General features: G+C 70.8%; 28 protein-coding genes. 15 read left to right on the top strand and 13 right to left on the bottom strand.

What is annotated here, in order from left to right:
- Positions 1-450: 450 nt before the first annotated feature.
- Both ACWEJ6_RS49320 and ACWEJ6_RS49315 read right to left on the bottom strand, forming a co-directional pair.
- Positions 451-1398 carry a hypothetical protein gene (locus ACWEJ6_RS49320; RefSeq protein WP_452432400.1) on the bottom strand — a complete coding sequence of 316 codons (948 nt, stop codon included), beginning with the start codon at positions 1396-1398 and terminating at the stop codon, positions 451-453.
- A 423-nt stretch (positions 1399-1821) separates the two neighbouring features.
- Positions 1822-3129, bottom strand: a complete 1308-nt coding sequence (locus tag ACWEJ6_RS49315) for an MFS transporter (RefSeq protein ID WP_452432398.1) — start codon at positions 3127-3129, stop codon at positions 1822-1824.
- Between the two features lie 136 nt (positions 3130-3265).
- Here ACWEJ6_RS49315 and ACWEJ6_RS49310 point away from each other — a divergent pair, with 136 nt between their 5' ends.
- Both ACWEJ6_RS49310 and ACWEJ6_RS49305 read left to right on the top strand, forming a co-directional pair.
- The gene (locus tag ACWEJ6_RS49310; protein ID WP_452432397.1) at positions 3266-3640 is read left to right on the top strand and encodes an SCO4402 family protein; all 375 of its coding nucleotides are present in this window, start codon (positions 3266-3268) and stop codon (positions 3638-3640) included.
- A 106-nt stretch (positions 3641-3746) separates the two neighbouring features.
- Positions 3747-4154 carry a DUF5655 domain-containing protein gene (locus ACWEJ6_RS49305; protein WP_452432395.1) on the top strand — a complete coding sequence of 136 codons (408 nt, stop codon included), beginning with the start codon at positions 3747-3749 and terminating at the stop codon, positions 4152-4154.
- A gap of 822 nt (positions 4155-4976) precedes the next feature.
- On the opposite strand, the gene ACWEJ6_RS49300 is transcribed toward ACWEJ6_RS49305, so the two are convergent.
- The 3 genes from ACWEJ6_RS49300 to pyrH all read right to left on the bottom strand — a co-directional run bounded on the left by ACWEJ6_RS49300 (position 4977) and on the right by pyrH (position 6826).
- Positions 4977-5231: a hypothetical protein gene (locus tag ACWEJ6_RS49300; protein ID WP_352323926.1), complete on the bottom strand. Its 255-nt coding sequence runs from the start codon at positions 5229-5231 to the stop codon at positions 4977-4979.
- 274 nt (positions 5232-5505) lie between these two features.
- Complete coding sequence (locus ACWEJ6_RS49295; RefSeq protein WP_452432394.1) at positions 5506-6015, bottom strand: SMI1/KNR4 family protein; 510 nt, start codon at positions 6013-6015, stop codon at positions 5506-5508.
- Positions 6016-6112: 97 nt separating this feature from the next.
- On the bottom strand, positions 6113-6826 hold the full coding sequence (gene pyrH / locus ACWEJ6_RS49290) for a UMP kinase (protein ID WP_358289523.1): 714 nt from the start codon (positions 6824-6826) through the stop codon (positions 6113-6115).
- A gap of 140 nt (positions 6827-6966) precedes the next feature.
- On the opposite strand from pyrH, the gene ACWEJ6_RS49285 reads away from it, so the two are divergent.
- Positions 6967-7617 carry a histidine phosphatase family protein gene (locus ACWEJ6_RS49285; protein WP_452432392.1) on the top strand — a complete coding sequence of 217 codons (651 nt, stop codon included), beginning with the start codon at positions 6967-6969 and terminating at the stop codon, positions 7615-7617.
- A gap of 47 nt (positions 7618-7664) precedes the next feature.
- On the opposite strand, the gene ACWEJ6_RS49280 is transcribed toward ACWEJ6_RS49285, so the two are convergent.
- From ACWEJ6_RS49280 to ACWEJ6_RS49265, 4 genes are read right to left on the bottom strand one after another with little or no spacing between them, the layout of a single operon-like run.
- Entirely contained in the window at positions 7665-8129 is a 465-nt protein-coding gene (locus ACWEJ6_RS49280) for a GNAT family N-acetyltransferase (RefSeq protein ID WP_452432390.1), read from the bottom strand.
- A 29-nt stretch (positions 8130-8158) separates the two neighbouring features.
- On the bottom strand, positions 8159-8620 hold the full coding sequence (locus ACWEJ6_RS49275; RefSeq protein ID WP_452432388.1) for an NUDIX hydrolase: 462 nt from the start codon (positions 8618-8620) through the stop codon (positions 8159-8161).
- 38 nt (positions 8621-8658) lie between these two features.
- Positions 8659-9048 (bottom strand): hypothetical protein, encoded by a 390-nt coding sequence (locus tag ACWEJ6_RS49270; protein WP_452432386.1) that lies wholly within the window; start codon positions 9046-9048, stop codon positions 8659-8661.
- Between the two features lie 19 nt (positions 9049-9067).
- Positions 9068-9736 (bottom strand): FadR/GntR family transcriptional regulator, encoded by a 669-nt coding sequence (locus ACWEJ6_RS49265; RefSeq protein ID WP_452432384.1) that lies wholly within the window; start codon positions 9734-9736, stop codon positions 9068-9070.
- A gap of 76 nt (positions 9737-9812) precedes the next feature.
- Here ACWEJ6_RS49265 and ACWEJ6_RS49260 point away from each other — a divergent pair, with 76 nt between their 5' ends.
- The 11 genes from ACWEJ6_RS49260 to alc are packed head-to-tail and all read left to right on the top strand — an operon-like array spanning position 9813 to position 21978.
- Positions 9813-10943, top strand: coding sequence for an amidohydrolase family protein (locus ACWEJ6_RS49260; protein ID WP_452432383.1), 1131 nt, complete (start codon positions 9813-9815; stop codon positions 10941-10943).
- The gene (locus ACWEJ6_RS49255; protein WP_452432381.1) at positions 10943-12568 is read left to right on the top strand and encodes an ABC transporter substrate-binding protein; all 1626 of its coding nucleotides are present in this window, start codon (positions 10943-10945) and stop codon (positions 12566-12568) included. The genes ACWEJ6_RS49260 and ACWEJ6_RS49255 overlap by 1 nt, the downstream gene beginning before the upstream one ends.
- Positions 12565-13497, top strand: a complete 933-nt coding sequence (locus ACWEJ6_RS49250; protein WP_452432380.1) for an ABC transporter permease — start codon at positions 12565-12567, stop codon at positions 13495-13497. Before ACWEJ6_RS49255 ends, ACWEJ6_RS49250 begins: the two co-directional genes overlap by 4 nt.
- Positions 13494-14294, top strand: a complete 801-nt coding sequence (locus tag ACWEJ6_RS49245; RefSeq protein WP_387679601.1) for an ABC transporter permease — start codon at positions 13494-13496, stop codon at positions 14292-14294. The genes ACWEJ6_RS49250 and ACWEJ6_RS49245 overlap by 4 nt, the downstream gene beginning before the upstream one ends.
- Positions 14291-15220 carry an ABC transporter ATP-binding protein gene (locus ACWEJ6_RS49240; RefSeq protein ID WP_452432378.1) on the top strand — a complete coding sequence of 310 codons (930 nt, stop codon included), beginning with the start codon at positions 14291-14293 and terminating at the stop codon, positions 15218-15220. The genes ACWEJ6_RS49245 and ACWEJ6_RS49240 overlap by 4 nt, the downstream gene beginning before the upstream one ends.
- Positions 15217-16002: an ABC transporter ATP-binding protein gene (locus ACWEJ6_RS49235; RefSeq protein WP_452432377.1), complete on the top strand. Its 786-nt coding sequence runs from the start codon at positions 15217-15219 to the stop codon at positions 16000-16002. Before ACWEJ6_RS49240 ends, ACWEJ6_RS49235 begins: the two co-directional genes overlap by 4 nt.
- The gene (locus ACWEJ6_RS49230) at positions 15999-17453 is read left to right on the top strand and encodes an amidohydrolase family protein (RefSeq protein ID WP_452432376.1); all 1455 of its coding nucleotides are present in this window, start codon (positions 15999-16001) and stop codon (positions 17451-17453) included. Before ACWEJ6_RS49235 ends, ACWEJ6_RS49230 begins: the two co-directional genes overlap by 4 nt.
- The gene (locus ACWEJ6_RS49225) at positions 17450-18703 is read left to right on the top strand and encodes a DUF6986 family protein (RefSeq protein ID WP_452432375.1); all 1254 of its coding nucleotides are present in this window, start codon (positions 17450-17452) and stop codon (positions 18701-18703) included. Before ACWEJ6_RS49230 ends, ACWEJ6_RS49225 begins: the two co-directional genes overlap by 4 nt.
- A 1-nt stretch (position 18704) precedes the next feature.
- Entirely contained in the window at positions 18705-19487 is a 783-nt protein-coding gene (locus ACWEJ6_RS49220) for an aspartate/glutamate racemase family protein (protein ID WP_452432373.1), read from the top strand.
- Entirely contained in the window at positions 19487-20827 is a 1341-nt protein-coding gene (gene allB / locus ACWEJ6_RS49215) for an allantoinase AllB (RefSeq protein WP_452432372.1), read from the top strand. Before ACWEJ6_RS49220 ends, allB begins: the two co-directional genes overlap by 1 nt.
- Entirely contained in the window at positions 20824-21978 is a 1155-nt protein-coding gene (gene alc / locus ACWEJ6_RS49210; protein ID WP_452432370.1) for an allantoicase, read from the top strand. Before allB ends, alc begins: the two co-directional genes overlap by 4 nt.
- 2 nt (positions 21979-21980) lie before the next feature.
- Here the strand turns inward: alc and ACWEJ6_RS49205 are convergent, their stop codons facing one another.
- The 4 genes from ACWEJ6_RS49205 to ACWEJ6_RS49190 all read right to left on the bottom strand — a co-directional run bounded on the left by ACWEJ6_RS49205 (position 21981) and on the right by ACWEJ6_RS49190 (position 25096).
- Complete coding sequence (locus tag ACWEJ6_RS49205) at positions 21981-22502, bottom strand: EF-hand domain-containing protein (RefSeq protein WP_387679623.1); 522 nt, start codon at positions 22500-22502, stop codon at positions 21981-21983.
- Positions 22503-22599: 97 nt separating this feature from the next.
- Positions 22600-23046: a hypothetical protein gene (locus tag ACWEJ6_RS49200; protein WP_452432369.1), complete on the bottom strand. Its 447-nt coding sequence runs from the start codon at positions 23044-23046 to the stop codon at positions 22600-22602.
- On the bottom strand, positions 23043-24425 hold the full coding sequence (locus tag ACWEJ6_RS49195) for an ATP-binding protein (protein WP_452432368.1): 1383 nt from the start codon (positions 24423-24425) through the stop codon (positions 23043-23045). Before ACWEJ6_RS49195 ends, ACWEJ6_RS49200 begins: the two co-directional genes overlap by 4 nt.
- Complete coding sequence (locus ACWEJ6_RS49190; RefSeq protein WP_452432366.1) at positions 24422-25096, bottom strand: response regulator; 675 nt, start codon at positions 25094-25096, stop codon at positions 24422-24424. The genes ACWEJ6_RS49195 and ACWEJ6_RS49190 overlap by 4 nt, the downstream gene beginning before the upstream one ends.
- A 138-nt stretch (positions 25097-25234) precedes the next feature.
- Here ACWEJ6_RS49190 and ACWEJ6_RS49185 point away from each other — a divergent pair, with 138 nt between their 5' ends.
- A complete protein-coding gene (locus ACWEJ6_RS49185) occupies positions 25235-25738 on the top strand; it encodes a hypothetical protein (RefSeq protein WP_452432365.1) in 504 nt (167 codons plus the stop codon).
- The last annotated feature ends 219 nt before the right edge of the window (positions 25739-25957 follow it).

Raw genomic sequence — 25957 nt, 5'->3', positions numbered from 1 at the left:
GGGTTGGAAGACACGGGATCAAGGTAGCGCCACCACCGGCCAGCCACATGAAACCGCAGCTCAACTAGATGATCCAAATAAGCTCAGTGGCATTGGCCCTTGCTCCCGCCCAGCCTGCTAGTTGATCATTCACAGCGCTTCGGAGAGCCGTCGGATCCGTCGCCAGCTTCTCGCTCACTGGTTCACTCCTCGGTCTGACTTCTCATCCATGCACAATAGCCTTGGCATCCCGGCCGAGCTGCCAAGGGCGCCGAGGTTGCAGTGCGGGTTGCAATACAGAGGCGTTCAGAGCCGTTCAGAAAAGGCTGCGTTTCCTCTGGTGACGGGCCGCTTCCCCGCCATCCGCCCTTTCCGAGAGCAGCAGCGCCGGCTACATCAATGCCGCCGCCTCTAGCCATCGAGAGCCTCGATCCACCACGGTTTCCCGCATACCGTCACCAGGCCCGTGCGTTACCAGCTAACCGTGATCTCACCGTTGAGCACCTTCGTGGCGTTGGTGAGGCGAACCTCGTTAAGCACTCTGACCGTGTCCAACCGGCCACGACGATTTTCAATGATCCTGTTCTGGTATTCCGTGTTCACCGCCTTGCGGATGCCGTAGTAGTTGACGTCCCGGCGGCATTTGGAGTCCGCGAGCGCGGTACGGATCTCCTCCGGTGTGCCCCGCGGCAGATCTTTTCGGTCATTCGCGGCGGTCGTCGCCCATCGCGGGTCGCCTATCGCGTCGGACGTGGTCCGATAGTGAAAGCCCGCCCGCTCCATGCAGTCACTCCAGGACCGCTCGGCTGCCGCGATCCGCTCGTCCCGAAAGGCCATCCCGGCCGCGTCGGACGCCAGTCCCGGGATCTCGTCCTGATTGAACCTCTTCACGATCTCGGTGGCGGGGACGCCCTTCGCTCCCTGGTTGAGCACACTGTCGACCTTCGCCTCGCATCCGCCGGGTGGCACCGCCCTGTCACGGAACCGCTTTATCTTTCCAATCAGCACGGGGAACTGTTCATCCGTCACCGGGTACGGCTCGAAACCGTCCATCGCCTTCATCGACGTGTACCCGGGTGGCCCGGCATAGCCGTATCGGCCGACCTGCCGTCCTTCGATCCATCCCAGGTAATCGGCGTTCCGGGGATAGGTCGCCGGTGCGACGACAGGTGCCTGAAAATCAATCTGGTACTGCCGCAGGCATTCTGTTATCAGTCCGAACCGGGCGCGCAAAACCTGTGCGTCATCGACCGGGCCGAGTTCGTAGACATCCAACGGCAGCACCAGGTCAGCTGCTGTCTTGGGCGTAGCAACGCCGTCCCCGAACATGCCACCGACCAGACCGCACCCCACAAGCGTGGCTCCACACAGCGCGACCAGGGCATTCCTGAAACTTCCACGCACCACCGTAAAGATCATCAGCTATTTTTAGCCGACTGGCGAGAGTCACGTCTGCCGAAATCCAGAACGGAGCGACAGCGTCGCGCACCCAGCCCACATAGCCGCGGCTCATCCCTGTGCGACCGACAGTGATCGTGCCACGGCTGGGTTGTGGTCGTGGCCTTTGCTGGGGAGTTCGCAGAGAGTCTGCCGCCAAGCGCCGCCCCGACGACGAGGTCAGTACTGTGATCGATGCAGTTTCCATGCTGACAGCGCGCGTTCGATTCCCGTCACCCGCCCCCCATGGGGAAGCCCAGGTAGGCCGATGAGTCGGTGCCTAGGCTTTGATCTTCCTTGGGGTTCTGGTCCACGACATCGCGATCCCGTAGGGCAGGTGCTCCCAGACGGGGATCGTTCTCGGGACAGGGAATGACGAGACCGGCATTCGAGCGTCTTCAGCGCCTATTCAGGCATCTGCCCGGCATGTGCGCCCGGCCCTACGGCGTCATGTCCGGCTGGGGTGACTTCCCCGGTGAAGCCGCGCAACTCTCGGCTGAGCGCGGCTATGGCGGCGGTCATGCCGATCAGACCGCCCAGGATGACGAGCGCCGCCGCGCCGCCCAGTGCCGCAGCCAGTGCTCCGCCGAGGACCGGGCCGAAGGGTTTGAGCGCCATGCTGCCCATGCTCAGGATCGCGCCCATCCGGCCGAGCATCTCTTCGGGCACCATCCGTGCGATCACGACGTTCAGCACCACGTTCAGCGAGGGTGTGGACAGGGTGATGAACACCAAGGGAACCATTGGCCACCACGCTCCCCATGGCAGCGCCGTGGCCGCCAGCGCGGCGCCGAAGACCGTCAGGACGACCAGCAGCAGTTTGCCGGGCGGGAGGAGCTTTCCGATGCGTCCCGACAGCAGCGCCCCGGCCAGTCCGCCGACGCCAAGGCCGGCCAGGACTGTGCCGGTGGTGAGCGCACTGCCACCGCGTTCGCCGACAAGCACGATCAGCGGGATCAGGAACGCCCCGCCCAGCAGGTTGAGGACCATCACCGCCGCAGTGACCTCCCTCAGGCCCCGCCGGCGCCACAGCCAAGTGATGGCCTCAACCGCCTCCCGGCGCATGCCACCCCGGATCGGGGGCTGCTCCTCGCCGTCCTCTCGTGTGGAGGTCCGCGACTCGTTCGCCGGGCGGCGCGGCACCTTCGCCAGAGCGTAGAAGATCGTGGCGGCAAGGAAGGTGATGGTGTCGACGACGAAGGGCACCGCACGCCCCAGGCCGTAGAGCAGGCCACCAAGCGGAGGGCCGGCCAGCCCGGCGGCATGGGTGCGGGACTCCTCTTGAGCGTAGGCGCTGTGAAGTTGGCTCGTGGGGACGATCCCGCGAACGGCCGTGCCCAGGACCGGCTCGATGAACGCGGCGCACAGCGCGTCGAGTACCGCCAGCGTGACGAAATGCCATACCTGCACCTGGTCGGTGAGGACTAGTCCCGCCAGCAGCGCTGAGACAACAGCCTGGAGACCCTGGGCGGATATCAGCGTACGGCGACGGTCCCACCGATCCACCCAGACGCCGGCGGGTATCTGAACCAGAAGGAAGGCTACGGTGCGGACTCCGGCAACGACGCCCGCCAATCCCGGGGAACCGGTAAGCGCGAGCACCAGCAGCGGCATGGCCAGTCTGGTGAGCTCCGACCCCAGTTCAGACACCGCGCTGCCGATCCACAGCAATTGGAAACGCACGTTCCTGCGCAGCGGGACGATGTCGGTCACGGGTCATCTTCCTTGGGTCGGGGGGTGTGAATCCGGGCCTGCGGCGCCGTTCCCGGATGAGCCAGGGCTGCCGCTGCGGTTCAGTCTTCGAACAGGCGCGACCCGAGGCGAGACCCGGAGAAGATACTCATCAGGCATGACGCTGTCTACCGAATATCGCGGGCGGGCCATGCGCTCTTGCGCGCCCGCAGCGGAGCTCGTAAAAGGGTTCGGCGGTCAGATCGGCGACATGCCGCGTTGCCCCGCAGGCCTTTTAGGCCCCGCCACACGGCTCATCGACGACACCTTCATCGACCAACACGCCGCACGAACACTGATCCCTCATCTCTTCTTTGACCAACGAGAAGCCGACCTCGTGCAGACGGTGGTCGTCGCCCTCTTGCAGGTGCTCGATCACCTCGGCCCTACCGCTCCGGACCACGCCTACCTCGACCCTCCTGAGTGGACCAACGTCCTGAACTCGGCCGGCGCCGCCTACCTGCTCTTGTCCTCCGACAAGCACGGCTCGTGACAAGACTTCGCGCATCGCGCCCTTGCACGTAGGAGCGTCAGGCAGGGGATTCCGTACGGGTTCGCAGCCCGAAAACCGTCGCCACCGCCTGCTACTTTCTCGGTCCATGAACAATCAGACCTGGACGATCGACGATCACCTTGGCGGCAAGCCCGACACATCGGTAGCCCTGTACCGCGAATTTGTCAGACTGGTTGAGGCATGCGGCCCATTCACGTATGCGGTGTCCAAGAGCATGATCACCGTCAAGGGAACACGTCGTGGATTCGCCGGAGCAAAGCCAGACGCGCGAGGGCTCCGAGGCTATTTCGACATCCAGCGCACGATCAGCGACGACGCTCGCATCACCAGCGTGGCTCCCTACACGAAGCGGCTGTACGTTCATTCCTTCCGAATCTCTGATCTCGCTGAGCTTGATGAGGAATTCGCCGGCTGGCTCCGCGAGGCGTACAGAGTGGGTCAGGGCGAACACCTGGGCGCTTCACGAGAAGGCCAGCCCCGACACGAACTGTGAGGTCCCTGGTTGTCAGCTGATCGTCGTGCGATCAGGCAGGGGACGTCTTGGCAGAGAACGGGTACGCGTCGTTGGCGACCAGTTCCGCCACATTGAACAGACGGCTGTAGTAGTAAAAGCGTCGGGGACAGAGGAGAGGTGGCCCAGGTGATGCAGATGCCGTCGGAGTTTGCGCAGGCAGCTGAGAAGAGTGGCCTCATGACCGGGACCGAGCGTGCCGTCGTCGCGTAGGTAGGCCGATACACAGCCGGCAAGAGTGGCGTTCAATTCGAGGAGGTCGTGCCGCACCGAGGTCGGTAGGTCAGGACATGGGACGGTCGCATGCCGGCCCCACAGGATTCCAACCTCTCGGAGCATCACCCGATGGCCCTCCGGGCCAGGCCATCGCCATCCGTACAGGTATCGCACCTCGGACGCCAACGGACTACGGCGATGCTTCGGCTTTTCGAGGCGGCGCCGGTCTGCGAAGGCGTCGACCTCCGCCAGCCAGGCATTCCGGCTGAGTTCCAGTATGTCCAGCGCTCGGATCAGGGCCGACTCATCACGTCGGAGGTTTCCCGCCGTGGCAAGGTATGAGTAGGTCGCATTGAAGCCGATCGGGTGGTAGCAGCCGACTGCGCACCTCAGCGCGCACAAGCGTCTCTTGTGAGGAAGGTCGCGGTCGCGGACGTGTCTGGCGTATGTCCCGAAACCCACAGCACCTCCTCGTCCCGGCAGTCATCAATGCGGTTGCCAAGCTGCCGGTGCGGGTTGGATTCCCGTCACCCGCTCCACGCTTCCGTCTCTGTGGCGTTTCAGTCGTCGCCGACAAAGCGTCTGGTCTTATTCGTCGTCCTCGTCACCCGTGTATGCCTCGTACAGCTTGCGGCGGAGGAGGTCGGTTCGGACGGTCAGGGCGCCGAGGAGTTCTTCGTCGCTCAGCCCGTCCGTGGTTCGGAAGGCCCATGAGGAATGGCCTTCCTCGTCAAGGCACTTCACGAGGACTATCGCGCCCAGAGCGGTCCATCCTTCGGGAAGCGGGTAGACGTCGAGGCCGTTCAGGGCCTGGCCGACGGGTACTTCCCTTTCCTCTGTCACGAAGCCTCCTGATGGCTGGTGGCGGCACGAACCGGGACGTGCTGCTCAAGCACGTCGCAGCAAACGGCGAAGCCGCTGTGCCGGGGACACTCGACCTCGCCGGCTCGCGGGCAGTAGTAGATGTCCGGACAGCCGCAGTCGGAGAACACGGGCAGGGGGTCAGGCAGGGCGGCCACGTTCCAGATGATGTGCCGCTGGTTCCCCGCCGCGCAACCGCTTTAGTCTCCAGGCCAGAGCCCTCTCGCTGTTGCATCCCGGTTTCGGGAAGGGCGGCTCATTCGGCCAGCCGCTGCTCAGCCGACTCCCATGGCCGCATTTCGCCGTCTTCGTCGGCGTCTTCCTCGTACCAGCCCGTTTCGGCGAGCCAGGTCTCCAACCAGTCGGTCAGGCTCTCCGAGTCGACATACCAGGCGTGGTGCCAGTCGTCGCTGATCCCGTTCGGTTCGAAGAGCAGTACGGCGCCCTCGGGGCTGCGGCAGTCCACGGCGGCGTACATGCCGCACCCCCAGTCCAGGATGGGCAGCACGTCCGCCGGCCAGTGCGCGTCCGTGCCGGACCCTGAGGTCTCCCGGACCTCGCGGTATTCGCGCACGACGGTACGTCCTTCTCCCGCGAGCGGGAGGAGCTGGTAATCGGGGCCGAAGCCGCCGTTGGCCACCTCGCGGTAGAGGCGGGTGAGCACCGGAGGGAGTCGGAATCCCAAGACGCGTTCGGCCTGCGCCGCCTCCTCCGCCGTCGCGGGAGGAGGCAGGTGGTCCGTGGTCGCGCTCGCCTTCGCCGACACACGCCGAAGGAGATCATCGTTGTCCGTCACGACGGTGATCCTGTCAGCTGCCCACGACAGATCTTCATGGATGGTCGTTCATGCCCGCCCGAGATGGCTATCTGGAGGAATCCGGATCCCGGGTGATTCTTGTTCCCACGTCTTCCCCTTGGCAGATCGCCTTCATCACGCCCGTCGCCGCCACGTCGAACACGTGCATGAGCAGCCCTTGTTCATTGGCGAGCACGAAGGCGCTCTCGTCCATCACCCTCACCCCGGCCGCCAGGGCTTCTCGATAGGTGAGGTTGGTGTACCGCTTCGCGTCCGGGTTCACGTTCGGGTCGCTGTCGTAGACCCCGTCGACGCCGCGCTTGGCGACCAGCAGCGCGTCGGCTTCGAGCTCCAGAGCCCGCTGGACAGCCGGATAGTCCGTCGTGACGTACGGCTGGCCGATGCCACCGGCGAGCAGGACGATCAGCCCGCGGCGAAGGTGCCGGTCGGCGCGCAGCCGGATGAAGGGCTCGGCGACACTCTGCATCGGCACAGCCGTCATCACCCGCACATCGGTCTGCGAACGCGCGGTGAGCACACCACGCAACATCAGCGCGTTCATCACCGTGCCGAGCATGCCGATGTTGTCGGCTTCGGCGCGGCCTATCCCCCAGCCGTCGGCCATCCGGCCGCGGAAGTAGTTGCCGCCGCCGATGACCACCGCGACCTCGACGCCCAACGTGCTGACGGAGAGGATTTCGTCCGCCAGCTGAGCGAGGCTGGCCGGATCGGTTCCCCAACCGGCGTCGCCCGCGAGTGCCTCGCCGCTCAGCTTCACCACGACCCGTGAGTAACGACTCATCCCGTTCCCTTCACGGCCGCGCCCTCGGCGACCTGATCAAGGATACGAGGCGCACCCTCGCCAGGAGCATCCCGGCTGCAGGCGCCTCGACGGCCGCCCCATTGGGCATGATCCACAGCATGCGAACCCGGATGTTCTTCGTACGCCACGGAGACTCCCTGCACAAGCAGGACGGCGTGATCGGCGGCCCGAAGGGATGCCGCGGCCTCACCGACACCGGACATCAGCAAGCAGCACAGCTCGGGCGGCAGATCATCGCGGAAATCGGCGACGACACGACGGCGATCTACTCCTCGCCCCTGCCGCGCGCCGTGCAGACGGCCGCCGCGATCGCGACGGCCGCCGGCCTGCCGCCGTCACAGGACTGCGGGCTCTGCACGTGGCACACACCGCCAGAGGCGGACGGGCTCAGCCACGCGGAGTTCCGGCGCCTCGACATCGAAGGCGGCGGCATCTACCGTCCGTGGCAGCAGGGCAACGAGACCTGGGCCGAGATGGTGACCCGCACCAGCCGCACCATCACCGACCTCGCCCACCGCCACCGCGGCGAGACCGTCATCGTGGTCGGCCACGCCGAGACGGTCGAGATCTCGTTCAACGCCCTCGGGCTGCTGCCGGTCTACCGGCCCTTCGACCTCAAGGTGTCCCCGGCCTCGGTGACGGAATGGGTCACCGACGAGGAGCCGACACAGTGGCCGCCTCCCAGGTGGACGCTCGTGCGCTTCAACGACACCCCAGCCCCTGGGGGAGGCGCTGCGGCTCCGGGGTGATCGCCGTGCCGGGGGCTGGGGCCGGGCGGCGCGCCGCCGGGGCTTCGTCAGTTCAGGTCCAGTACGCCGACCTTCTCGCCGCCGCTCTCCTCGCCCGTGAGCTGGAAGCCCAGTTTCCGGTAGAAGCCCTCGGGGCCGCCTTCCCCCGGCTCCCACGTGACGTACATCTGCGCGCCACCGCGACGCCTGACCTCGGCGGCCACAGCGCTGACGGCGAATCGTCCGACGCCCTGCCCCTGTGCCTGCGCCGCCACGTTGAGCCGCCACAGGCCCGACCGGAAGTCGACGCCCTTGCCGTTCCAGTCGATGTCGAGAAAGGCCATGAGGAACCCGACGGGACGGTCACCGTCCAGGATGAGGCGCGGCCAGGCCACCTGCGGCTGCACGTAGGCCTCCGCGAGGGACTTCGCCACCGGCGAGACGAACCGCTCCTGGTCGGGACGGACGTTCACCGCGAGGGCCATCTCGACGTTGGCAGGGGTGATGGGCGCCAATCGTAGGGACTCGTTCATGGGAGCACCCTAGGGTTCCAGGCGCGGGGTCAGCTGTGGAGCAGTTGGGTGAGTGGCTCGCGCACGTCGGCGGGGTAGAGGTCGAGCGGCCCGAACTCGGCGGCGCTCGCCCAGACGAGCTCGAAGGTGTTGTCCGGCCCGTGGTCCACGGCTTCGTCACCGGAGAGCGACGGGACGCCGATCACGTCCCGCATGAGGAAGTAGGAGGCGGGCCGGCCGCCGTGCGAGCCGGTGAAGAGCAACCGGTCGATCGTCGCGGTGAGAGTCGTCTCCTCGTGGAGCTCGCGGACCGCGGCGCTCTCCGGCGACTCACCGTCCTCCACGTGGCCTCCCGGCAGAAGCGCGTAGTGGTGCCCGGGACACGGCTGCCCCTGCCGGCCCTTGGCGGTGCAGATGCCGCAGGTGACGCCGGGGCCGCGCCGGAAGTACCGCTTGATGACCAGGACCCGGGCGCCGTCGACGACCACGGCGACCGCTCTGGGGATCGGCATGAGACGGATCATACGATCCGGCGTCGCACGGGCCGCGATCACTGCGGTTTCCAGCCCTCGGGGTCCAGCAGGTACGGGAGGAATTGACTGGTGGTCTTCAGCACGGCGGGATCTTGCCGTGGTGCAGGCCATATCTGCAGGTAGTAGCCGTCTTCCTCCCAGTTCTCGTCGTCCCCTTGGGTGTGGTAACGCAGGCGGTAGGTGCCAGGACCGGCGGGCAGCGGAAGGCGGTGCGCCTTGTCCTCGCGCCAGTCGGTGGCCCATCCCACCACGACCAGCTCGCTCGCCACGGTTTCGAAGCTGATCTCCACGACGTCCTCGTAGCCGTCGAGGCGCGCGCCCGGATCCCGGTCGGCGACGGCCACCGTGAAGGGCACCTCTCCGGCCTGAGCGGCGATGTGCAGGCAGACCACCCCTGCCGCCTCCACTTGGACGAGCCCGATGGAGTCAGAGGTCGCGTTCCTGGTCGTTGAGGATGGTGAGCGCGATCGTGGCCGCGCCGGTCGCGTCGCCGGACTCGATCGCCTCGTACAGGTCCTCGTGGGTGGAGTCGGAGCCGAGCACGGCGCGTTCCATGCAGTGGTCGCGGCGGACCGTCTCGCGCACCGCCTCGCTCATGCCGCGGTACAGGTCCAGCAGCACGGGGTTGTGCGAGGCCGCGGCGATGGACAGGTGGAACTCCACGTCGGCGTCGGCGAACGCCTCGAGGTCGGCGGCCTGGTGGGCGGCGGTGCGCCGGGCCAGGGCCTTCCTCAGGTCGTCGAGGTCGGCCGGCTTGCGGCGTTCGGCGGCCAGGCGGGCCGCCACGAGGTCCAGGCCGCGTCGTACGTCGATGATGTCCATGGTGGCCGCGCGGTCGAGGCGGCGCTTGAACGCCACCTCGCTCTCGTCGGTCGCGGTGACGTAGGTGCCGTCGCCCTGACGCGTGGTGAGCAGCCCGGCGTGGACGAGCACGCGTACGGCCTCGCGTACCGACAACCTGCTCACGCCCAGCGCCTCGGCCAGCCGGCTCTCCGTAGGGATCTTGGCCCCGACCGGCCAGACGCCGCTGGTGATCTCCTGGCGGAGCTCCCGGATGGCGGAGTCGACGAGGGAGGTCCGGCCCACGTGCCGCATTTGTCCTCTTCTCTAATCATCTGATGTCTGATAATTCTATGCCACTGTCGCCCTCGGGTTAAGGGGATCAGCCGGTATGGCTCAGATTCTGTTCACCGATGTACGCCCCCACGATGTCCTGATCGAAGACGGTCGCGTCGTCCCACTGGCACGCCGGGCGGAGGACTGCCAGGTCGTGGCGGCGGGCGGACTGCTCGCCCTGCCCGCCCCGGTGGACGCCCACGTCCATCCCGACAAGACCACCTGGGGCCAGCCCTGGCTGAGCCGCACCCCGGCCGGGACGCTGCGCGACCTGATCGAGGGCGACGTCGCGGCGCGCGCGGAGATGACCGCCCCGGTCGCCACGCGGGCCCTGGCGCTCATGGACCACGCGATCGCCCGCGGCACCCGGGCCTGGCGGGCGCACGTGGACGTCGCCCCGGTGTACGGCCTGAGCAACGTGCACGGCGTACGGGAGGCCGCTCAGGCCCGCGCCGGCCTGCTGGACGTGCAGATCGTCGCCTTCCCCCAGCTCGGGCTGCTGTCCCGGCCGGGCACGGCGGAGCTGATGGAGCAGTCGCTCAAGGAGGGCGCGGACATCCTCGGCGGGCTCGACCCCGTGGGCATCGACGGCGACCTGCACGGCCACCTCGACCTGCTGTACGGCCTGGCCGAGCGGCACACCGTCCCCCTCGACATCCACCTGCACGACGGCGGCGACGAAGGGGTCGCGCAGGTGCTGGAGATCGCCCGCAGGGCGAGGTCCAGCGGCGTGCCGACCACGATCAGCCACGCCTTCTGCCTGGCCGACCGCCCGGACCTCGCCGAGACGCTGGCCGAGGCGAAGGTCTCGCTGACCACCTGCGCGCTCGGCGCCGACCCGGTCCTGCCGGTCGGGCCGCTGGTCGAGGCCGGGGTGCTGGTCGCCCTCGGATCCGACGGGGTGCGGGATCCGTGGACGCCGTTCGGCGACGGCGACATGATCAACCGCGCCCACCTGCTCGCCTACCGCACCGACGCCCGCACCGACGAGGAGCTGGCCAGGTGCTACGAGATCGCGGCGCACGGGGGCGCCGCACTGCTGGGCCTGGAGCAGGCCCGGCTCCAGCCCGGAGATCCCGCCGACTTCCTCCTGGTACGCGCCGAGTCCATGGCCCAGGCGGTCGTGGACAAGCCCATCCCCCAGTTCGTCGTCCGCAACGGACGCGTTCGCGAAAGGTCCTCCTGATGATCCGTCGAGCCCTACCGGTGGCCGCCGCACTCGCGGTGGCCCTGGCCGGATGCGGCCAGCAGGCCGCAGCACCGCAACAACAGCAGCAGGGCTCGGGCGAGGCGCCCAAGCTGGAGCTCAAGACCGTCACCGCCCCGGCCACCGGGGAACTGGACAAGGTGACGTGGAACCTGCCGTACGAGCCGCAGACGGTCGACCCGATCAGGTCGTTCAACTACGCCGAGAACACCGTGCTGGCCAACATGTGCGAGAGCCTGCTGCGGCTGACCCCCGAGTTCGGCATCGAGCCCGGCCTGGCCGAGAAGGCCGACAACCCCACCCCGACCACGTGGGTCTACACGATCCGGGACGGCGTGAAGTTCTGGGACGGCACGCCGCTGACCGCCGAGGACGTCGCGGCCAGCCTCAACCGCCACCTCGACCCCGCGCTCGGCACCTGGTGGGGCGACTACTTCCACACCGTGCAGTCGATCAAGGCGACCGGGCCGATGCAGGTCACCGTCACGCTGAAGCAGCCCGACGTGCTGTTCAACCAGGCGATGGCCACCGCGGCCGGCGCGATCGTGTCGGCCGAGTACGCCGGGAAGAAGGACCTGGGCTCGCCGACCGGCGGGGTGATGTGCACCGGCCCGTACAAGTACGGGAGCTGGAAGTCCGGCGACGCGCTGACGATCACCCGCAACGACGCCTACTGGGACACCGCGCTGCGGCCGAAGACCAAGGAGCTGGTCTTCCGGTTCATCGCCGACGAGACCACCGCCATCAACGCGCTGCGCTCCGGCGAGGTGGACGGGCAGTACTTCTACCTGCCGCCGGCGGGGCTCGGCCAGCTCCAGCAGTCGCCGACCGGCTCGGTCACGCTCGGCAAGTCGCTGACCTTCTGGACGCTGCTCGGCGCCGCCAAGTCCGGCCCGTACGCCGACCCGAAGGTCCGCCAGGCGCTGTCGCTGGCACTGGACCGGGCGGCCATCTCCAAGGTGGTCTTCCAGGGGACGGCGATGCCGCAGCGCACCCTCGCCGGCGCCGAGTACTGGGGATACCAGCGGGACGCCTTCCAGAAGGCCCACGACGCGATCCCGCCGGAGACGCCCGACCTGGCCAAGGCCAAGCAGCTGCTCACCGAGGCCGGCTCCCCCACCCAGACGATCACCATCGGGATCCAGGGCAGCTCGGCCGTCCACGAGCAGACCGCCAACCTGATCAAGGCGACCGGCGAGGCGCTCGGCCTGAAGATCGAGATCAAGGTGATCCCCGTCGAGCAGTACGGGAACCTCTACAGCGACCCCAAGGCCCGCGAGGGCATCGACGCCTTCTTCTCCACCTGGTACGGCAACGTGCCGGACCCGCTCGACATCTACACCGTCTTCCTGGCGGGCGGCCGTACCAACTTCAACGACTACGCGGCCGTGAACGCCGACATCGCCAAGGCGCGGGCCGCCTACGACGAGGCGGAGCGGGCGGGGCTGGTGACGGCGATCCAGCAGAAGGTCACCACCGACGTTCCGTGGATGCCGCTGAACAACCTGCCGGTGATCCTCTACATGAACAAGCGGGTGACCGGAGCCGTCGCCTCCTTCCCCTACCTGTACTACCCGTGGGCCGCGGGGCTCGGCGCGGCATGAGGTTCCTGGCGAGACGGCTGGCGGGGCTGATCGTGGTCCTGCTGGTCGCCTCCTTCCTGGTGTACGGCCTGCTCTACCTGGTGCCCGGCGGGCCCATGGCGTTCCTGCTCGGCAACCGCAGCGGCACCCCCGAGCAGGTCGCGGCCATCCGCGCGCAGTACCACCTGGACGATCCGTTCCTGCTGCGCTACGCCGCCTGGCTGCGCGACGCGGTGACGGGCGACTTCGGCGCCTCCCTGGTCTACCGGCAGGACGTCTCGGCGCTGATGGCGTCCCGGGCGACGACGACCGTCTTCCTGGTGGTCTACGCGACGCTGCTGATCGTGGCCGGGGGCGTGGCGATGGGCCTGCTGGCCGCGCTGCGCGGCGGCCGGGCCGACGGGCTGGTCGGCCTGGTCTCCTCGGTGTTCCTGGCCACGCCGCCGTTCGTGGTCGGGGTGATCCTCGTCATCGTCTTCGCGCTGGGACTCGGCTGGTTCCCGGTCTTCGGGCCCGGCGACGGGTTCGGCGACCGGATCCACCACCTCACGCTGCCGGCGATCACGCTCAGCCTGGCCAGCGCCGCCTTCGCCGCCCGCATCACGCGGGCCTCGGTGTCGGAGGAGCTGGGCCGCGAGCACGTGGAGACCGCCCGCAGCCGTGGCCTGGCCGAGGGGCACATCGTCCGCAGGCACGTGCTGCGCAACGCGGCCATCCCGGTGGTGACCGTGGTCGGCCTGAACGTCGCCGGGCTGATCGCGGGCTCGGTCGTGGTGGAGAGCATCTTCGCCCTGGACGGTCTGGGCTCGTTGTTCGTCCGCGCGATCCTGCAACGCGACTTCGCGATCGTCCAGGCGGTGGTGCTCGTGCTGGTCACCGCCTTCGTCCTGATCAATCTGGTGGTGGACCTGTGCTACTCCGCTCTCGACCCGCGCCTGTCGCGGCAGTGACCCGCCGCCTGGGCGGGCTGGGCGTGGCCGCCGCCGTCCTGCTGGCCGTCGTCGTGGCGATCACCCTGCTCGCGCCGCTGCTCGCGCCCTACGACCCCGACCAGCCCGACCTGTTCAACGCGCTGGGCGGCGCCTCCGTCGCGCATCCGCTGGGCGGGGACGTCCTGGGCAGGGACGTGTTGTCCCGGCTGATGTACGGCGCGCGGACCACGTTGCTCGCCCCGGTGCTGGTGATCTGCGTCGCGAGCGCCGCCGGGACCACGCTGGCGATCGTCGCCGCCTGGGCGGGCGGCAAGGTGGACGCGGTCGTCTCCCGCCTGCTGGACGTGCTGTTCTCCGTGCCGGGCATCGTCTTCGCGCTGGTCACCGTGGCCGTGCTCGGTCCCGGCGTGCCCGGCGTGGTGATCGGCCTGGCGGTCGCGTACACGCCGTACGTGGCCCGGGTGGTGCGCAGCGCGGCGCTGCGGGAGCGCAGCCTGCCGTACGTGGCCGCCGCCTGGGTGCAGGGCCGGTCGGCGACCGCCATCTGCCTGCGCCACCTGCTGCCGAATCTGCGGCCGATCATCGTCGCGCAGTCGGTCTCGGCGCTCGGCTTCGCGGTGATCGACGTCGCGGCCGTCTCCTTCCTCGGGCTGGGCGTGCAGCCGCCCACCGCCGACTGGGGGCTGATGGTCAAGAGCGGCCTGGACAGCGCCATGCGCGGCCAGCCGCTGGAGGCGCTGAGCGCCGGCCTGCTGATCGCGCTGGTGGTGGCCGCGGTGAACCTGTTGGGCGATCGCCTGGGGAGGCAGTCGTGAGCCTGTTGACGTTGGAGGGCTTCGGCCTGGCCGTGCCGTACGAACGAGGCTGGCGGACGCTGGTCGAGCACGTGGACCTGACCATCGGCGCGGGAGAGGCCGTCGGGCTGGTCGGCGAGTCCGGCTCGGGCAAGTCGATGACCGCCCGCGCGGTCATCGGCCTGACCCCGCCGGGCGCCCGCGTGACCGGCAGGATCGTCTTCGACGGCGCCGACGTGCCCTCGGGCCGGGCGCTGCGGCTGCTGCGGGCCAGGCGGATCGCGATGGTCTTCCAGGATCCGCGGGCGCACATCAACCCCGTCCGCAGCGTCGGCGACTTCCTCACCGAGGCCATGGTGCACAACCTGCGGATGCCGGTGCGGCAGGCGTCGGCGCGGGCCGTCCAGCTCCTCAAGGAGGTCGGCATCGCCGACGGCGAGCGCCGCCTGCGCCAGCACCCGCACGAGCTGTCCGGCGGCCTGCTGCAACGGGTGATGATCGCCTCCGTCCTGGCCGTCGAGCCCGACCTGGTGCTGGCCGACGAGCCGACCACCGCGCTCGACGTGACCACCCAGTCCGAGGTCATGGCCATCCTGGACGAGCTCCGCCGCGAGCGCGGCATGGCCATGCTGCTGATCACCCACGACCTGGAGCTGGCCGCCGCGACCTGTGACCGGCTGGCGGTGATGTACGCGGGCCGCATCGTGGAGGACCTCGACGGCGAGCCGCGCCACCCCTACACCCGCGGCCTCATGAGGTCGCGGCCGAGCCTTGAGGAGACCGCGCACCGGCTGCCGGTGATCCCCGGACGGCCCGTGGCGGCCTTCGAGGCCGAGGACGGCTGCGCGTTCGCGCCACGCTGCGAGCTGGCCGAGCCCCGCTGCCGGGAGAGCCGGCCGCCGTCCGTCCGCGGGGTCGCCTGCCTGAGAGCGGAGGAGGCGGCATGAGCGTGATCGAAGCGCAGCGGCTGCGGAAGGTGTACGGCCAGGCCACCGCGGTGGACGAGGTCTCCTTCACCGTGGCCGAGGGCGAGTCGCTGGCCGTCGTGGGCGAGTCCGGGTCGGGGAAGACCACCGTCGCCCGCATGCTGCTCGGCCTGGAGACGCCCACCAGCGGCACGATCAGCGTCTGCGGGCGTCCGCGGGCGGCGGGCCGGGTGTCGGCGGCGGAGCGGCGCAGGCGGGCACGGGAGATCCAGATCGTCTTCCAGGACCCCTATTCGTCGCTGGACAAGCTGCAGCGGGTCGGCGACGTCGTCGAGACCAGCCTTGCCCTGCACTTCCCGCTCACCTCCGCCGAGCGCCGGAAGAAGGCGCTGGACCTGCTCGAATCGGTCGGCCTGGCCGAACGCCACGCGGCGATGCTGCCCAGGCAGCTGTCCGGCGGGCAGCGCCAGCGCGTGGCCATCGCCCGCGCCCTGGCGGTGGAGCCGCGGGTGCTGGTGCTGGACGAGGCGGTCGCCGCGCTCGACGTGTCGATCCAGGCGCAGATACTCAACCTGCTCGCCGACATCCGCGAGCGGCGCTCGATCAGCTACGTCTTCATCTCCCACGACCTGGCCGTGGTCAACCAGATCAGCGACACGGCCGTGGTGATGCGGCACGGCCGCGTCGTGGAACGCGGAGCCACCCGCAGCCTGCTGCGCGAGCCGCAGGAGGAGTACACCCGAGCCCTGCTGGCCGCCGTGCCCAGGCCCGGATGGAAGCCGACCCGGAGGAACACACAGTGAGCACGCTGATCAGGGCGTCGTTCGTCATCGGCTTCGACGGCGAGGACCACGTCATCCACCGCGACGCGTGCGTCGTCTACGACGGCGACCGGATCGTCCACGTCGGCCGTTCCTACGACGGGCCGGTCGAGGAGGTGATCGACGCCGGTGAGGCGATCGTCGGGCCCGGCTTCATCGACCTGGACGCGCTGGCCGACATCGACCACGCCGTCCTCGACACCTGGCACGCCGACTCCAGCGGGCTGAACTGGTCGCACGACTACGCCGTCAACCGGCGCCGGGCCGTCTTCCCGCCGGAGGACACGCTCTTCATGCGGGAGTACGCGCTCACCCAGCTCATCCGCAACGGCATCACCACCGCGATGCCGATCGCCGCCGAGACGCACAGCGCGTGGGCGGAGTCGTACGAGGAGCTGGCCGGCGTCGTGGAGATCGCCGGGCGGCTCGGCCTGCGCATGTACCTGGGGCCGTCCTACCGCTCGGGCGTGCCGGTGCTGCGCGCCGACGGCGGCCGGGACGTGCACTGGGAGCCCGGACTCGGTGAGCGGGGGCTCGCCGACGCCGTCCGCTTCGTCCGGGACGTCGACGGCGCCCACGACGGCCGGATCCGGGGGGCGCTGCTGCCGTGCCGTATCGAGACCGTCACCCTCGACCTGCTGCGCGCCACCGCACAGGCCGCGGAGGAGCTCGACTGCCTGGTGCGCCTGCACTGCATGCAGGGGCTGACGGAGCTGCGGCTGCTGCGCGAATGGTACGACCGGCACCCCCTGGACGTGCTGGCCGAGGTGGGCCTGCTCGGCCCGCGGCTGCTGGTGCCGCACGCCCTGTACCTCGGCGACCCCGGCACGCCGTTCGAGGGATCGCCGGACCGGCTCGCGGCGCTGGCGGGGATCGTGCACTGTCCCCTCACCTTCGTCAGGTACGGCGACGCGCTGCGCGACTTCGACCGTTACCGGGCGGCCGGCGTGACCGTGGCGCTGGGCACCGACTCCTTCCCGCCCGACATGATCCGCAACATGGACTACGGCAACAACCTGGCCAAACTGGTCACCGGACGGCTGGACGCGGGCTCGGCCGCCGACTACTACCGGGCCGCCACCCTGGGCGGCGCCCGCGCGCTGGGCCGGGACGACCTGGGCAGGCTCGCCCCCGGCGCCAAGGCCGACCTGGTCGTCGTGGACCTCTCCGGCCCGCGCACCGGCCCGGTCGACGACCCGATCAGGACGATGCTGATGAACTGCACGGGCGCCGACGTGTCCACCGTGGTGATCGACGGCCGGCCGGTGATGCGCGACCGGACGATTCCCGGCGTGGACGAGGAGTCGATGCGGCTGCGCGCGCAGAGCTACTTCGAGACGATGAAGGCCGCCTACTCCGAGCGCGACCACCTGCGCCGCGACCCGGCGCTGCTGTTCCCGGCGTCCTTCCGCGTCGTCGAGGACGGCTCATGACCGACGCGACCTTCCTGTCCGGGCTCGCCGCCGAGCTCGACGTCCGGCTCGCCGCCGCGGACGAGCGGCTGCGCACGGCCTACCCCGGCGAGCCGGCCACCCGGCAGCCGGTGCACACGGTGTACGTGCCGGCCGACCGCTACACGCCGGACACCGTACCGGCGTGGGGCCGGCGGGCGCTGGCGGCGCTGGCCGAGCACGGCCGGACCGCCACGGAGTTCGCCGACGCGCTCGGCCTGCCGCCGCGCACGGCGGCGGAGGTGTACGACCAGGTCCGGGCCAAGCTGGCCCGCGAACCGGTCGAAGACCTCAGGATCGACTTCGAGGACGGCTACGGCCACCGCCCGGACGCCGACGAGGACGCCGCCGCCCGGACCGCCGCGAAGGCCCTGGCCGAGGCCACCGCCGCCAGCGCCGGCTCGCCGTTCTGCGGGATCCGGTTCAAGAGCTTCGAGGCGCCGACCCGGCGGCGCGGCCTGCGCACCCTGGCGATCTTCCTGGAGACCCTCGGACCGCCGCCCGGCGGCTTCGTCGTCACGCTGCCGAAGGTGACCTCGGTCGAGCAGGTGGAGGCGATGGCGCTGGCCGCCGGACGGCTGGAGGCGGCGTACGGGCTGGCGGGCGGGAGCCTGCGGTTCGAACTCCAGGTGGAGACGCCGCAGGCGATACTCGGCGCGGACGGCGTCTCGCCGCTGCCGTCGATGATCCGCGCCTCGGCCGGGCGCTGCGCGGGCCTGCACTACGGCACCTACGACTACTCGGCGGCGCTCGGGGTGTCGGCGGCGTACCAGAGCGCGGAGCATCCGGTCGCCGACCATGCCAAGGCGGTGATGCAGGTCGCCGCCGCCGGCACCGGCGTACGCGTCTGCGACGGGTCGAGCAACGTGCTGCCCGTGGGCGACGGCGACGCCGTCCGCGCCGCCTGGCGGCTGCACGCGCGCCTGGTCCTGCGCGCCCTGAAGGGCGGCCTCTACCAGGGCTGGGACCTGCATCCCGGACAGCTCCCGAGCCGGTACGCCGCCGTCCACTCCTTCTTCAGGGAGGGGCTGCCGGCCGCCGCCGCCCGGCTGCGCGGCTATCGCGAACGCCGGACGTCCGGCTTCCTGGACGAACCGGCTACCGCCCGCGCGATGGCCGGGTTCCTCGCCCGGGGCCTCGACTGCGGCGCGATCGGCGCGGCCGAGCTGGGCGCCCTGGCCGGGCTCACGCCGTCCGAGCTGCGCGCCATGCGCGCCGGGGCGGGTGGCTGACGTGCGCATCCTGATCGTGAACGTGAACACCACCAGGTCGATGACCGACACGATCCGCGCCCAGGCGGCGGCGCACGCCTCGCCGGGGGTCGAGATCGTCGCGCTCACCCCGTCGTTCGGGCCGGAGTCGGTGGAGGGGAACTTCGAGAGCTACCTGGCGGCGGTCGCCGTGATGGACCGGGTCGTCCGCTACGACGAGCCGTACGACGCGGTGATCCAGGCCGGGTACGGCGAGCACGGCCGCGAGGGGTTGCAGGAACTGCTCGACGTCCCCGTGGTGGACATCACCGAGGCGGCCGCGCAGGTCGCGATGCTGATCGGGCGTACGTACTCGGTGGTCACCACGCTGGACCGCGCCTTGCCGCAGATCGAGGACCGGCTGCGGCTCGCCGGGCTGGCCGGCCGGTGCGCGTCGATCAGGGCCAGCGGGCTGTCGGTCCTGGAGCTGGAGGAGGATCCCGGCCGGGCCGTCGAGGCGATCGTCGCCCAGGCCCGGGAGGCCGTCACCGGCGACCGGGCCGAGGTGATCTGCCTGGGATGCGGTGGCATGGCGGGACTGGACAGGAAGATCACCGCGGCCACCGGGGTGCCCGTCGTCGACGGCGTGGCCGCGGCGGTCGCGCTCGCCGAGGGGCTCGTCCGGCTCGGCCTCACCACGAGCAAGGTGCGCACGTACGGGACGCCGCGCCCCAAGATCGTGACCGGGTGGCCGATCACCGGCGGGGCCGCGGCCGTCGCCGGGCCGGTCCGCGCGGGACGGCGCAGCCATGGAGGTGTCGCCTGATGGCCCGGCTGGACCTGCTGTTCAGGGCCCGTCGCGTGGTCACCGACGCCGGAGAGGTGGCCCGCAGCATCGGCGTGCGGGACGGGACGATCGTCGCGGTCGAACCGCTGGAGGCCGACCTGGCGGCCGCCGAGGTCGTCCGGCTCGGCGACGACGAGGTGCTGCTCCCCGGCCTGGTGGACAGCCACGTGCACGTCAACGACCCCGGACGGACCGAGTGGGAGGGGTTCGCGACCGCCACCCGGGCGGCCGCGGCCGGCGGCGTCACGACGATCGTCGACATGCCGCTGAACAGCGTCCCGCCCACCACCGACGCGGCGGCGCTGCGGGTGAAGCGGGCGACCGCCCGCGGGCAGGCGCACGTGGACGTCGGCTTCTGGGGCGGCGCGGTGCCGGGCAACCTGCGCGAGCTGCGCGCGCTGCACGACGCGGGCGTGTTCGGGTTCAAGAGCTTCCTGCTGCACTCGGGCGTGCCGGAGTTCCCTCCCCTGGAGCCGGCCGAGCTGGCGGACGCGCTCCGCGAGCTGCGGACGTTCGACGCGCTGATGATCGTGCACGCCGAGGACCCGCAGGTGATCGAGCACGCGCCGCCCGCGCACGGCGCGAGCTACCGCGACTTCCTGCGCTCCCGCCCGCGCGGCGCGGAGAACCTCGCGGTCGCGCGCGTCATCGAGCTGGCCCGCCGGACCGGCTGCCGGGTACACATTCTGCACCTGTCCAGCTCGGACGCGCTGCCGATGATCCGCTCGGCCCGGGACGACGGCGTGCGGATCACCGTGGAGACCTGCCCGCACTACCTGACGTTCAGCGCCGAGGAGATCGCCGAGGGGGCCACCTTGTTCAAGTGCTGCCCGCCGATCCGCGAGGCGGCCAACCGCGAGTCGCTCTGGCGGGGGCTCGCCGACGGCACGATCGACTGCGTCGTCTCCGACCACTCGCCGTGCACGCCGGAGCTCAAGCGGCTCGACACCGGCGACTTCGGCCTCGCCTGGGGCGGCGTCGCGTCGCTCCAGCTCGGCCTGCCCGCGGTGTGGACCGAGGCCAGGCGCCGCGGCCACCCGCTGACCGACGTGGCGCGCTGGATGGCCGGCCGCCCCGCGCAGCTGGCGGGGCTGTCCGGCAAGGGCCGGATCGCGCCGGGCCACCAGGCCGACTTCTGCGTGTTCGCGCCCGACGAGCTGTTCGTGGCCGACAAGGACCGGCTGCACCACCGCAACCCCGTGACGCCCTACCACGGCCGCACGCTCGCCGGCGTGGTCCGCGGAAGCTGGCTGCGCGGCGAACGCATCGACATCGACGGCCCGCCGCGGGGCCGGCTGCTCACCCGAGGAGAAGCATGACCTTCACCCACTTCCCGGACCTGGCCTCGCGCGCGCTGGCCGGCAGTGTCGTGCACGCCAACGACGAGCTGTTCGCCGAGCGGGAGAACCTGATCAAGCCCGGCCCCGCCGCGTTCTCGACGGAGGACTTCGGCCACAAGGGCAAGGTGTACGACGGCTGGGAGACCCGTCGCCGGCGCGAGCCGGGGAACGACTACGCGATCGTCCGGCTCGGCGTGCCCGGCGTGGTGCGCGGGGTGGTGATCGACACCGCCTGGTTCAAGGGCAACTACCCGCCGTACGCCTCGGTGGAGGCGGCCGGCGTCGAGGGCACGCCGTCACCGGCCGAGCTGGAGCGGGCGAACTGGGAGACGATCGTCGGGAAGAGCGCGATCAGGGGCGACGCCGAGAACGCGTTCGAGGTCGCGGACCGGCGGCGCTGGACGCACGTGCGGCTGAGCATCTACCCCGACGGCGGGGTGGCCCGGTTCCGGGTGCACGGCGAACCGGTGCCCGACCCGCGCCTGCTGGACGGCACGATCGACCTGGCCGCGCTGGAGCACGGCGGCAACGTGGTGGCCTGCTCCAACATGTTCTACTCATCGCCGGTGCAGCTGCTGCTGCCCGGCAGGGCCCGGATCATGGGCGACGGCTGGGAGAACGCCCGTCGCCGCGACGGCGGCAACGACCACGTGACGGTCCGGCTGGCGGGCCGCGGGCGGGTGCGCCGGGTGGAGATCGACACGTCGTACTTCGTCGGCAACGCGGCCGGCTGGGCCTCGCTGAGCGCAACCGACGCGGGCCGTTCAGACGTGGACGGTCTGGACGCGGAGTGGTTCGAGCTGATCCCGAGGACCCGGTTGCAGCCGGACACCCGGCACTTCCTGCGCCCGGTGTCGGCCGCGCCCATGACGCGCGTCCGCCTCGACGTCTTCCCCGACGGCGGCCTGGCCCGGCTCAGGGTGCACGGCGAGCTGGACGCCGACGCCCACCGCGCGGCCGTGCTGCGCTGGCTCGACCTGCTGCCGGCCGGGCACGCCGTCGAGGTGCTCCGCGGGGCCGGCGTGCCCGGCCGGACCGCCGAGGAGCTCGTCGGCCGCCGGCCGTTCGCCGACGGCGACGTGCTGCCCCCGGCGCTGCTCCTGCCGGCGGGGCCGCCTTTCCGGCCTTGAGGTCATTCGGGCGGCGCGCCGAACACGTACGAGCCGGGGGCGTCCGGGTCGTCGCCGGCCCAGAACTCGGTCCAGTGGAGGCGGAACTCCTCGCGCGAGAGGTGGCCGTCGCCGTCCAGGTCGAGGCGGGGGAAGATGTCGTCGGTCGCCGAGGGGGCGCCGTTCCACGTCTCGATCAGCGCGCCGTACTCCGCACGCGAGATGAGGCCGTCGCCGTTGAGGTCGATGGCCTCGAACATCGCGTCGGCGGTGCCGGTGACCGCGTCGGTCATGTCGCCGAGCACGTCGACCACGCTCAGCACCTGGTCGAGGGAGACGCCGGCGTCGCCGCCCGAGGCGGCCCTGAGCACCGGCCACCAGCCGGTCATGACGGAGGTCAGCCGCTCCGGGCCGGCCGGACCGGCGAGGGCCGACCAGCGGTGGGCGAGCGCCTGGAAGTCGGCCTGGGTCAGCCGGCCGTCGCCGTCGACGTCCATCGCCCGGAAGACTCCGCCGACCTTCTTGCGCTGGAACTCACTGGCCACATCTGCCTCCACTCCTCGGGGAGACTCAATGCTGTCGAGTGATCACTTTTCGTGACCATAGTCCTTTGAGTGACTAATCCGTTACGTAGTGTGGAGGTCAGGTGAAGTCGGCGCAGCGGGCCTGCCCCCTGCCCGGCACGGTCACCCGTACGTCGTCCACCTCCACGCCGCGCTCGGCGGCGGTGGCGGCGGCGATCGTGCAGACGAGCTGCCCGGTCGCCATCCGCGACAGACGGGACGTCGAGGCCCCCAGGACGAACGCGTCGCCGGTCGCCCGGACGGCCAGGCTCTTCGGCAGGCTGGTGACGAAGCCGCGCTCGCGTTCCTGCGCGGTGGGGCCGCCGGTCAGCAGCACGACGGCTTCGGCGGCCGGCAGCGGGCCCTCGGGGCGGGTGACGGGCCCGAGCCGCCCATGCCGCACGAAGTACAGGGTGGTGCCCTGGACGAAGCCGCGGGGCGCCTCTCCGGCGCGGATCACGTCGGTGGGGCCGACTCCGCAGGCCGTGCAGGCGGTCAGGATCAGGGCGAGCGGCCAGGCTCTCACGGACGGTGCCTCGGCAGGGTGAGGGTGAAGACGGCGCCAGGACCGGGGGCGACGGTGAGGTCGCCGCCGTGCAGCAGGGCGTTCTCGCGGGCGATGGCCAGGCCGAGGCCGCTGCCTTCGGAGCGGGCGCGCGCGACGTCGGCCTTGTAGAAGCGCTCGAAGACGTGCGGGAGCACGTCGGCGGGCAGGCCGGGCCCCTGGTCGGAGACCTCGACGGCGACCGCCCGGCCGGTGGCGCGCACCCGGACGGCGACGGGCGGCGCGCCATGCCGCAGCGCGTTGCCGACGAGGTTGGCGACGATGACGTCCAGGCGGCGCGGGTCGAGGGGAACCCGGACGTCCGGGGACGGCAGGTCCGCGATGACGTCGGAGCTCCAGCCGCGGGACCGCAGGCAGGCAGCGACGGCGGCGCCGACGTCCACGTCGTTGAGGTTGAGCGCGGCGGCTCCGGCGTCGAAGCGGGAGATCTCCATCAGGTCGTCGACGAGCGCGCTGAGCCGGGCGACCTCGGCGGTGATCAGCCTGGCGGCGGTTCCGGCGTCGGCGTCCAGCCGGGCGGCGCCCGCTTCGAGGACGTCGGTGACGGCGGTGGCGGCGGCCAGCGGCGTGCGCAGCTCGTGGGAGACGTCCGCGACGAACCGCCGTGACCTGGCCTCCATCTCGCGCAGCTCGCCGACCGAACGCTCCAGCGCGGCGGCCGTCTCGTTGAAGCGTCCCGCCAGCCGGGCCAGCTCGTCGCCGCCGTGGACGGGCAGGCGGGTCTCCAGCCGTCCCTCGCCCAGCTGCCGGGCCGCCCGGTCCAGGTCGGCGACCGGCCGCAGGACACCGCGCGCGGCCAGCAGCCCGGCCAGCACCGCCAGCAGCACGACGGGCACGGCCGCCGCCTGCGCGGCGCGCAGCACGGCCGTCTCGTCGGAGGCGGCCTCCCTGAGCGACTCGACGAGGTAGACGCTGATCCCCGACGGCGTGCCGCCGGCGCGGAGCATGACCCTGCTGCCGGCCACGAGGTACGGCACGCCGTCGCGCTCCACCCGCTGCCAGGCCAGCTCCGGCCACCGCAGGACGGTCGCGCGCAGCTCGGCGGTGACGCGGGCGTCGCCCGGCACGGCGCCGTCCCTGACGACGTAGACCTTACGGTCGCCGATCTCCAGGTCCTCGGCCAGCAGGGCCAGTTCCTCGTCGCCGGCGGGCAGCGCCACGTCGCGGGACAGCAGCAGCACCCGGTTCCTGAAGTCCTTCAGCGACCGGTCCTGCGCCCCGGCCAGCAGGTTGGTGCGCGCCTTGTAGTACGTCAGCCCCGCGGCCCCCACCGCGCTCAGCCCGCCCACCAGCACGAACGTGATCACCAGCCGGACCCGCAACCCCCGCAGCCAGTTCATACCGGCCCGAAGCGGTACCCGAATCCGCGCACGGTCTGCACGTACCTCGGCTCGGCGGGCACGTCCTCGATCTTGGACCGCAGCCGCTGCACGCAGGCGTCCACCAGCCGCGAGTCGCCCAGGTAGTCGTGCTCCCACACCGACTCCAGCAACTGCTGCCTGTTGAAGACCTGGCCCGGCGTGGCCGACAGGTGCAGCAGCAGCCGCAACTCCATCGGCGGCAGCGCGACCTGCCGTCCGTTCCTGCTCACGGTGAGGGAGGCGCGGTCCACGCACAACCCGCCGTACCTCTCCACGGGCGAGGGCACACCGTCCGTACGGCGCAGCACCGCCCTGATCCGGGCCTCCAGGACCTGCGGGCGCACCGGCTTGACCACGTAGTCGTCCGCGCCCGCCTCCAGCCCGCCGACCACGTCGAAGTCGTCGCCCCGCGCGCTCAGCATCACGATCGAGGTGGACGTGGTCGCACGGATGCGACGGCACACCTCGAACCCGTCGATGCCGGGCAGCATGAGGTCGAGCACCACCACGTCGGGGGCGAAGCGGGCCAGCCGGTCCAGCCCCTCCTCCCCGGACGCCGCCGATCGCACCTCGTGGTCCCGGCCCTTGAGGGCGAGCGTCAGAGCGTCCCTGACGTGGGGATCGTCCTCGATCAGCAAGACACGGGCCATGCGTACCAGTATCGGCGGCCTGGCGTGCCGGTTTGTGCGCCTTCGGAAGCTATTACACGTTCATGACATGGAGCGGACGGCCTCCTCACAACGGCGGGCCACGGTGTTGACCGCCAGCCGAATCCATTGGAGGAAACCGTGTTGATCAGCAAGCGGCGTCTCGCCGTCCTGGCCGCCCTGCCCGTCCTCGCCCTGAGCGCGGCGTGCGGGACGCAGAGCTTCGCCAGCTCGTCCAGCCCCACGCCCGACTCCGGCAAACCGACCTGGCACGAGACCGCGGTGAAGTTCGCCGGATGCATGCGGGAGAACGGGATCGACATCCCGGACCCCGTCAAGGGGCAGGACCTCGACACCAGCGCCGTCACCAAGGTCACCCAGGCCAAGCTCGACGCCGCCATGAAGGCGTGCAAGGAGTGGGACTCGGCGCTGCTCGGCGGCTCCGAACCGGCCACGCCGGAGGAGGACGCCAAGTTCGCCGCGTGGGCGCAGTGTCTGCGCAAGGGCGGCGTCTGGCAGCCCGTCACCAAGGGTGAGGAGATGCCGGCCGGGTTCAAGCAGGTCAAGCCCGGCTCGGCCGCCGAGAAGCAGGTCTTCGAGGGCTGCGACCTGCTCCGGCCGCCCGCCCCGTACGAGGAGAACTAGCCACCCCGCACCCCGCCAGGCCATGCCCTTCCCTCTGCGGTCCCGCTGTGGTCCCGCTGCGGTCCCGCTGTGGTCCCGCTGTGGTCCCGCTGCGGTCCCGCTGCGGTCCCGCTGCGGTCCCGCTGCGGTCCCGCTGCGGTCCCGCTGGGCGGACCGCTGGGCGGACCGTGGTGGACGCCTTCCTGGAACGCGTCCGGCTGACGCCCGCCGAGACGGCCC

Source organism: Nonomuraea sp. NPDC004702 (genome assembly GCF_053601695.1).
This window is presented reverse-complemented; position numbering and strand designations above follow the sequence as displayed.

What these genes read in the sequence shown, in the direction of transcription:
- ACWEJ6_RS49320 (WP_452432400.1), bottom strand. Translation starts at nt 1,398, where the DNA reads ATGATCTTTACGGTGGTGCGTGGAAGTTTCAGGAATGCCCTGGTCGCG.
- ACWEJ6_RS49310 (WP_452432397.1), top strand. Translation starts at nt 3,266, where the DNA reads ATGACGCTGTCTACCGAATATCGCGGGCGGGCCATGCGCTCTTGCGCG.
- ACWEJ6_RS49305 (WP_452432395.1), top strand. Translation starts at nt 3,747, where the DNA reads ATGAACAATCAGACCTGGACGATCGACGATCACCTTGGCGGCAAGCCC.
- ACWEJ6_RS49285 (WP_452432392.1), top strand. Translation starts at nt 6,967, where the DNA reads ATGCGAACCCGGATGTTCTTCGTACGCCACGGAGACTCCCTGCACAAG.
- ACWEJ6_RS49280 (WP_452432390.1), bottom strand. Translation starts at nt 8,129, where the DNA reads ATGAACGAGTCCCTACGATTGGCGCCCATCACCCCTGCCAACGTCGAG.
- ACWEJ6_RS49275 (WP_452432388.1), bottom strand. Translation starts at nt 8,620, where the DNA reads ATGCCGATCCCCAGAGCGGTCGCCGTGGTCGTCGACGGCGCCCGGGTC.
- ACWEJ6_RS49265 (WP_452432384.1), bottom strand. Translation starts at nt 9,736, where the DNA reads ATGCGGCACGTGGGCCGGACCTCCCTCGTCGACTCCGCCATCCGGGAG.
- ACWEJ6_RS49260 (WP_452432383.1), top strand. Translation starts at nt 9,813, where the DNA reads ATGGCTCAGATTCTGTTCACCGATGTACGCCCCCACGATGTCCTGATC.
- ACWEJ6_RS49255 (WP_452432381.1), top strand. Translation starts at nt 10,943, where the DNA reads ATGATCCGTCGAGCCCTACCGGTGGCCGCCGCACTCGCGGTGGCCCTG.
- ACWEJ6_RS49250 (WP_452432380.1), top strand. Translation starts at nt 12,565, where the DNA reads ATGAGGTTCCTGGCGAGACGGCTGGCGGGGCTGATCGTGGTCCTGCTG.
- ACWEJ6_RS49235 (WP_452432377.1), top strand. Translation starts at nt 15,217, where the DNA reads ATGAGCGTGATCGAAGCGCAGCGGCTGCGGAAGGTGTACGGCCAGGCC.
- ACWEJ6_RS49225 (WP_452432375.1), top strand. Translation starts at nt 17,450, where the DNA reads ATGACCGACGCGACCTTCCTGTCCGGGCTCGCCGCCGAGCTCGACGTC.
- allB (WP_452432372.1), top strand. Translation starts at nt 19,487, where the DNA reads ATGGCCCGGCTGGACCTGCTGTTCAGGGCCCGTCGCGTGGTCACCGAC.
- alc (WP_452432370.1), top strand. Translation starts at nt 20,824, where the DNA reads ATGACCTTCACCCACTTCCCGGACCTGGCCTCGCGCGCGCTGGCCGGC.
- ACWEJ6_RS49195 (WP_452432368.1), bottom strand. Translation starts at nt 24,425, where the DNA reads ATGAACTGGCTGCGGGGGTTGCGGGTCCGGCTGGTGATCACGTTCGTG.
- ACWEJ6_RS49190 (WP_452432366.1), bottom strand. Translation starts at nt 25,096, where the DNA reads ATGGCCCGTGTCTTGCTGATCGAGGACGATCCCCACGTCAGGGACGCT.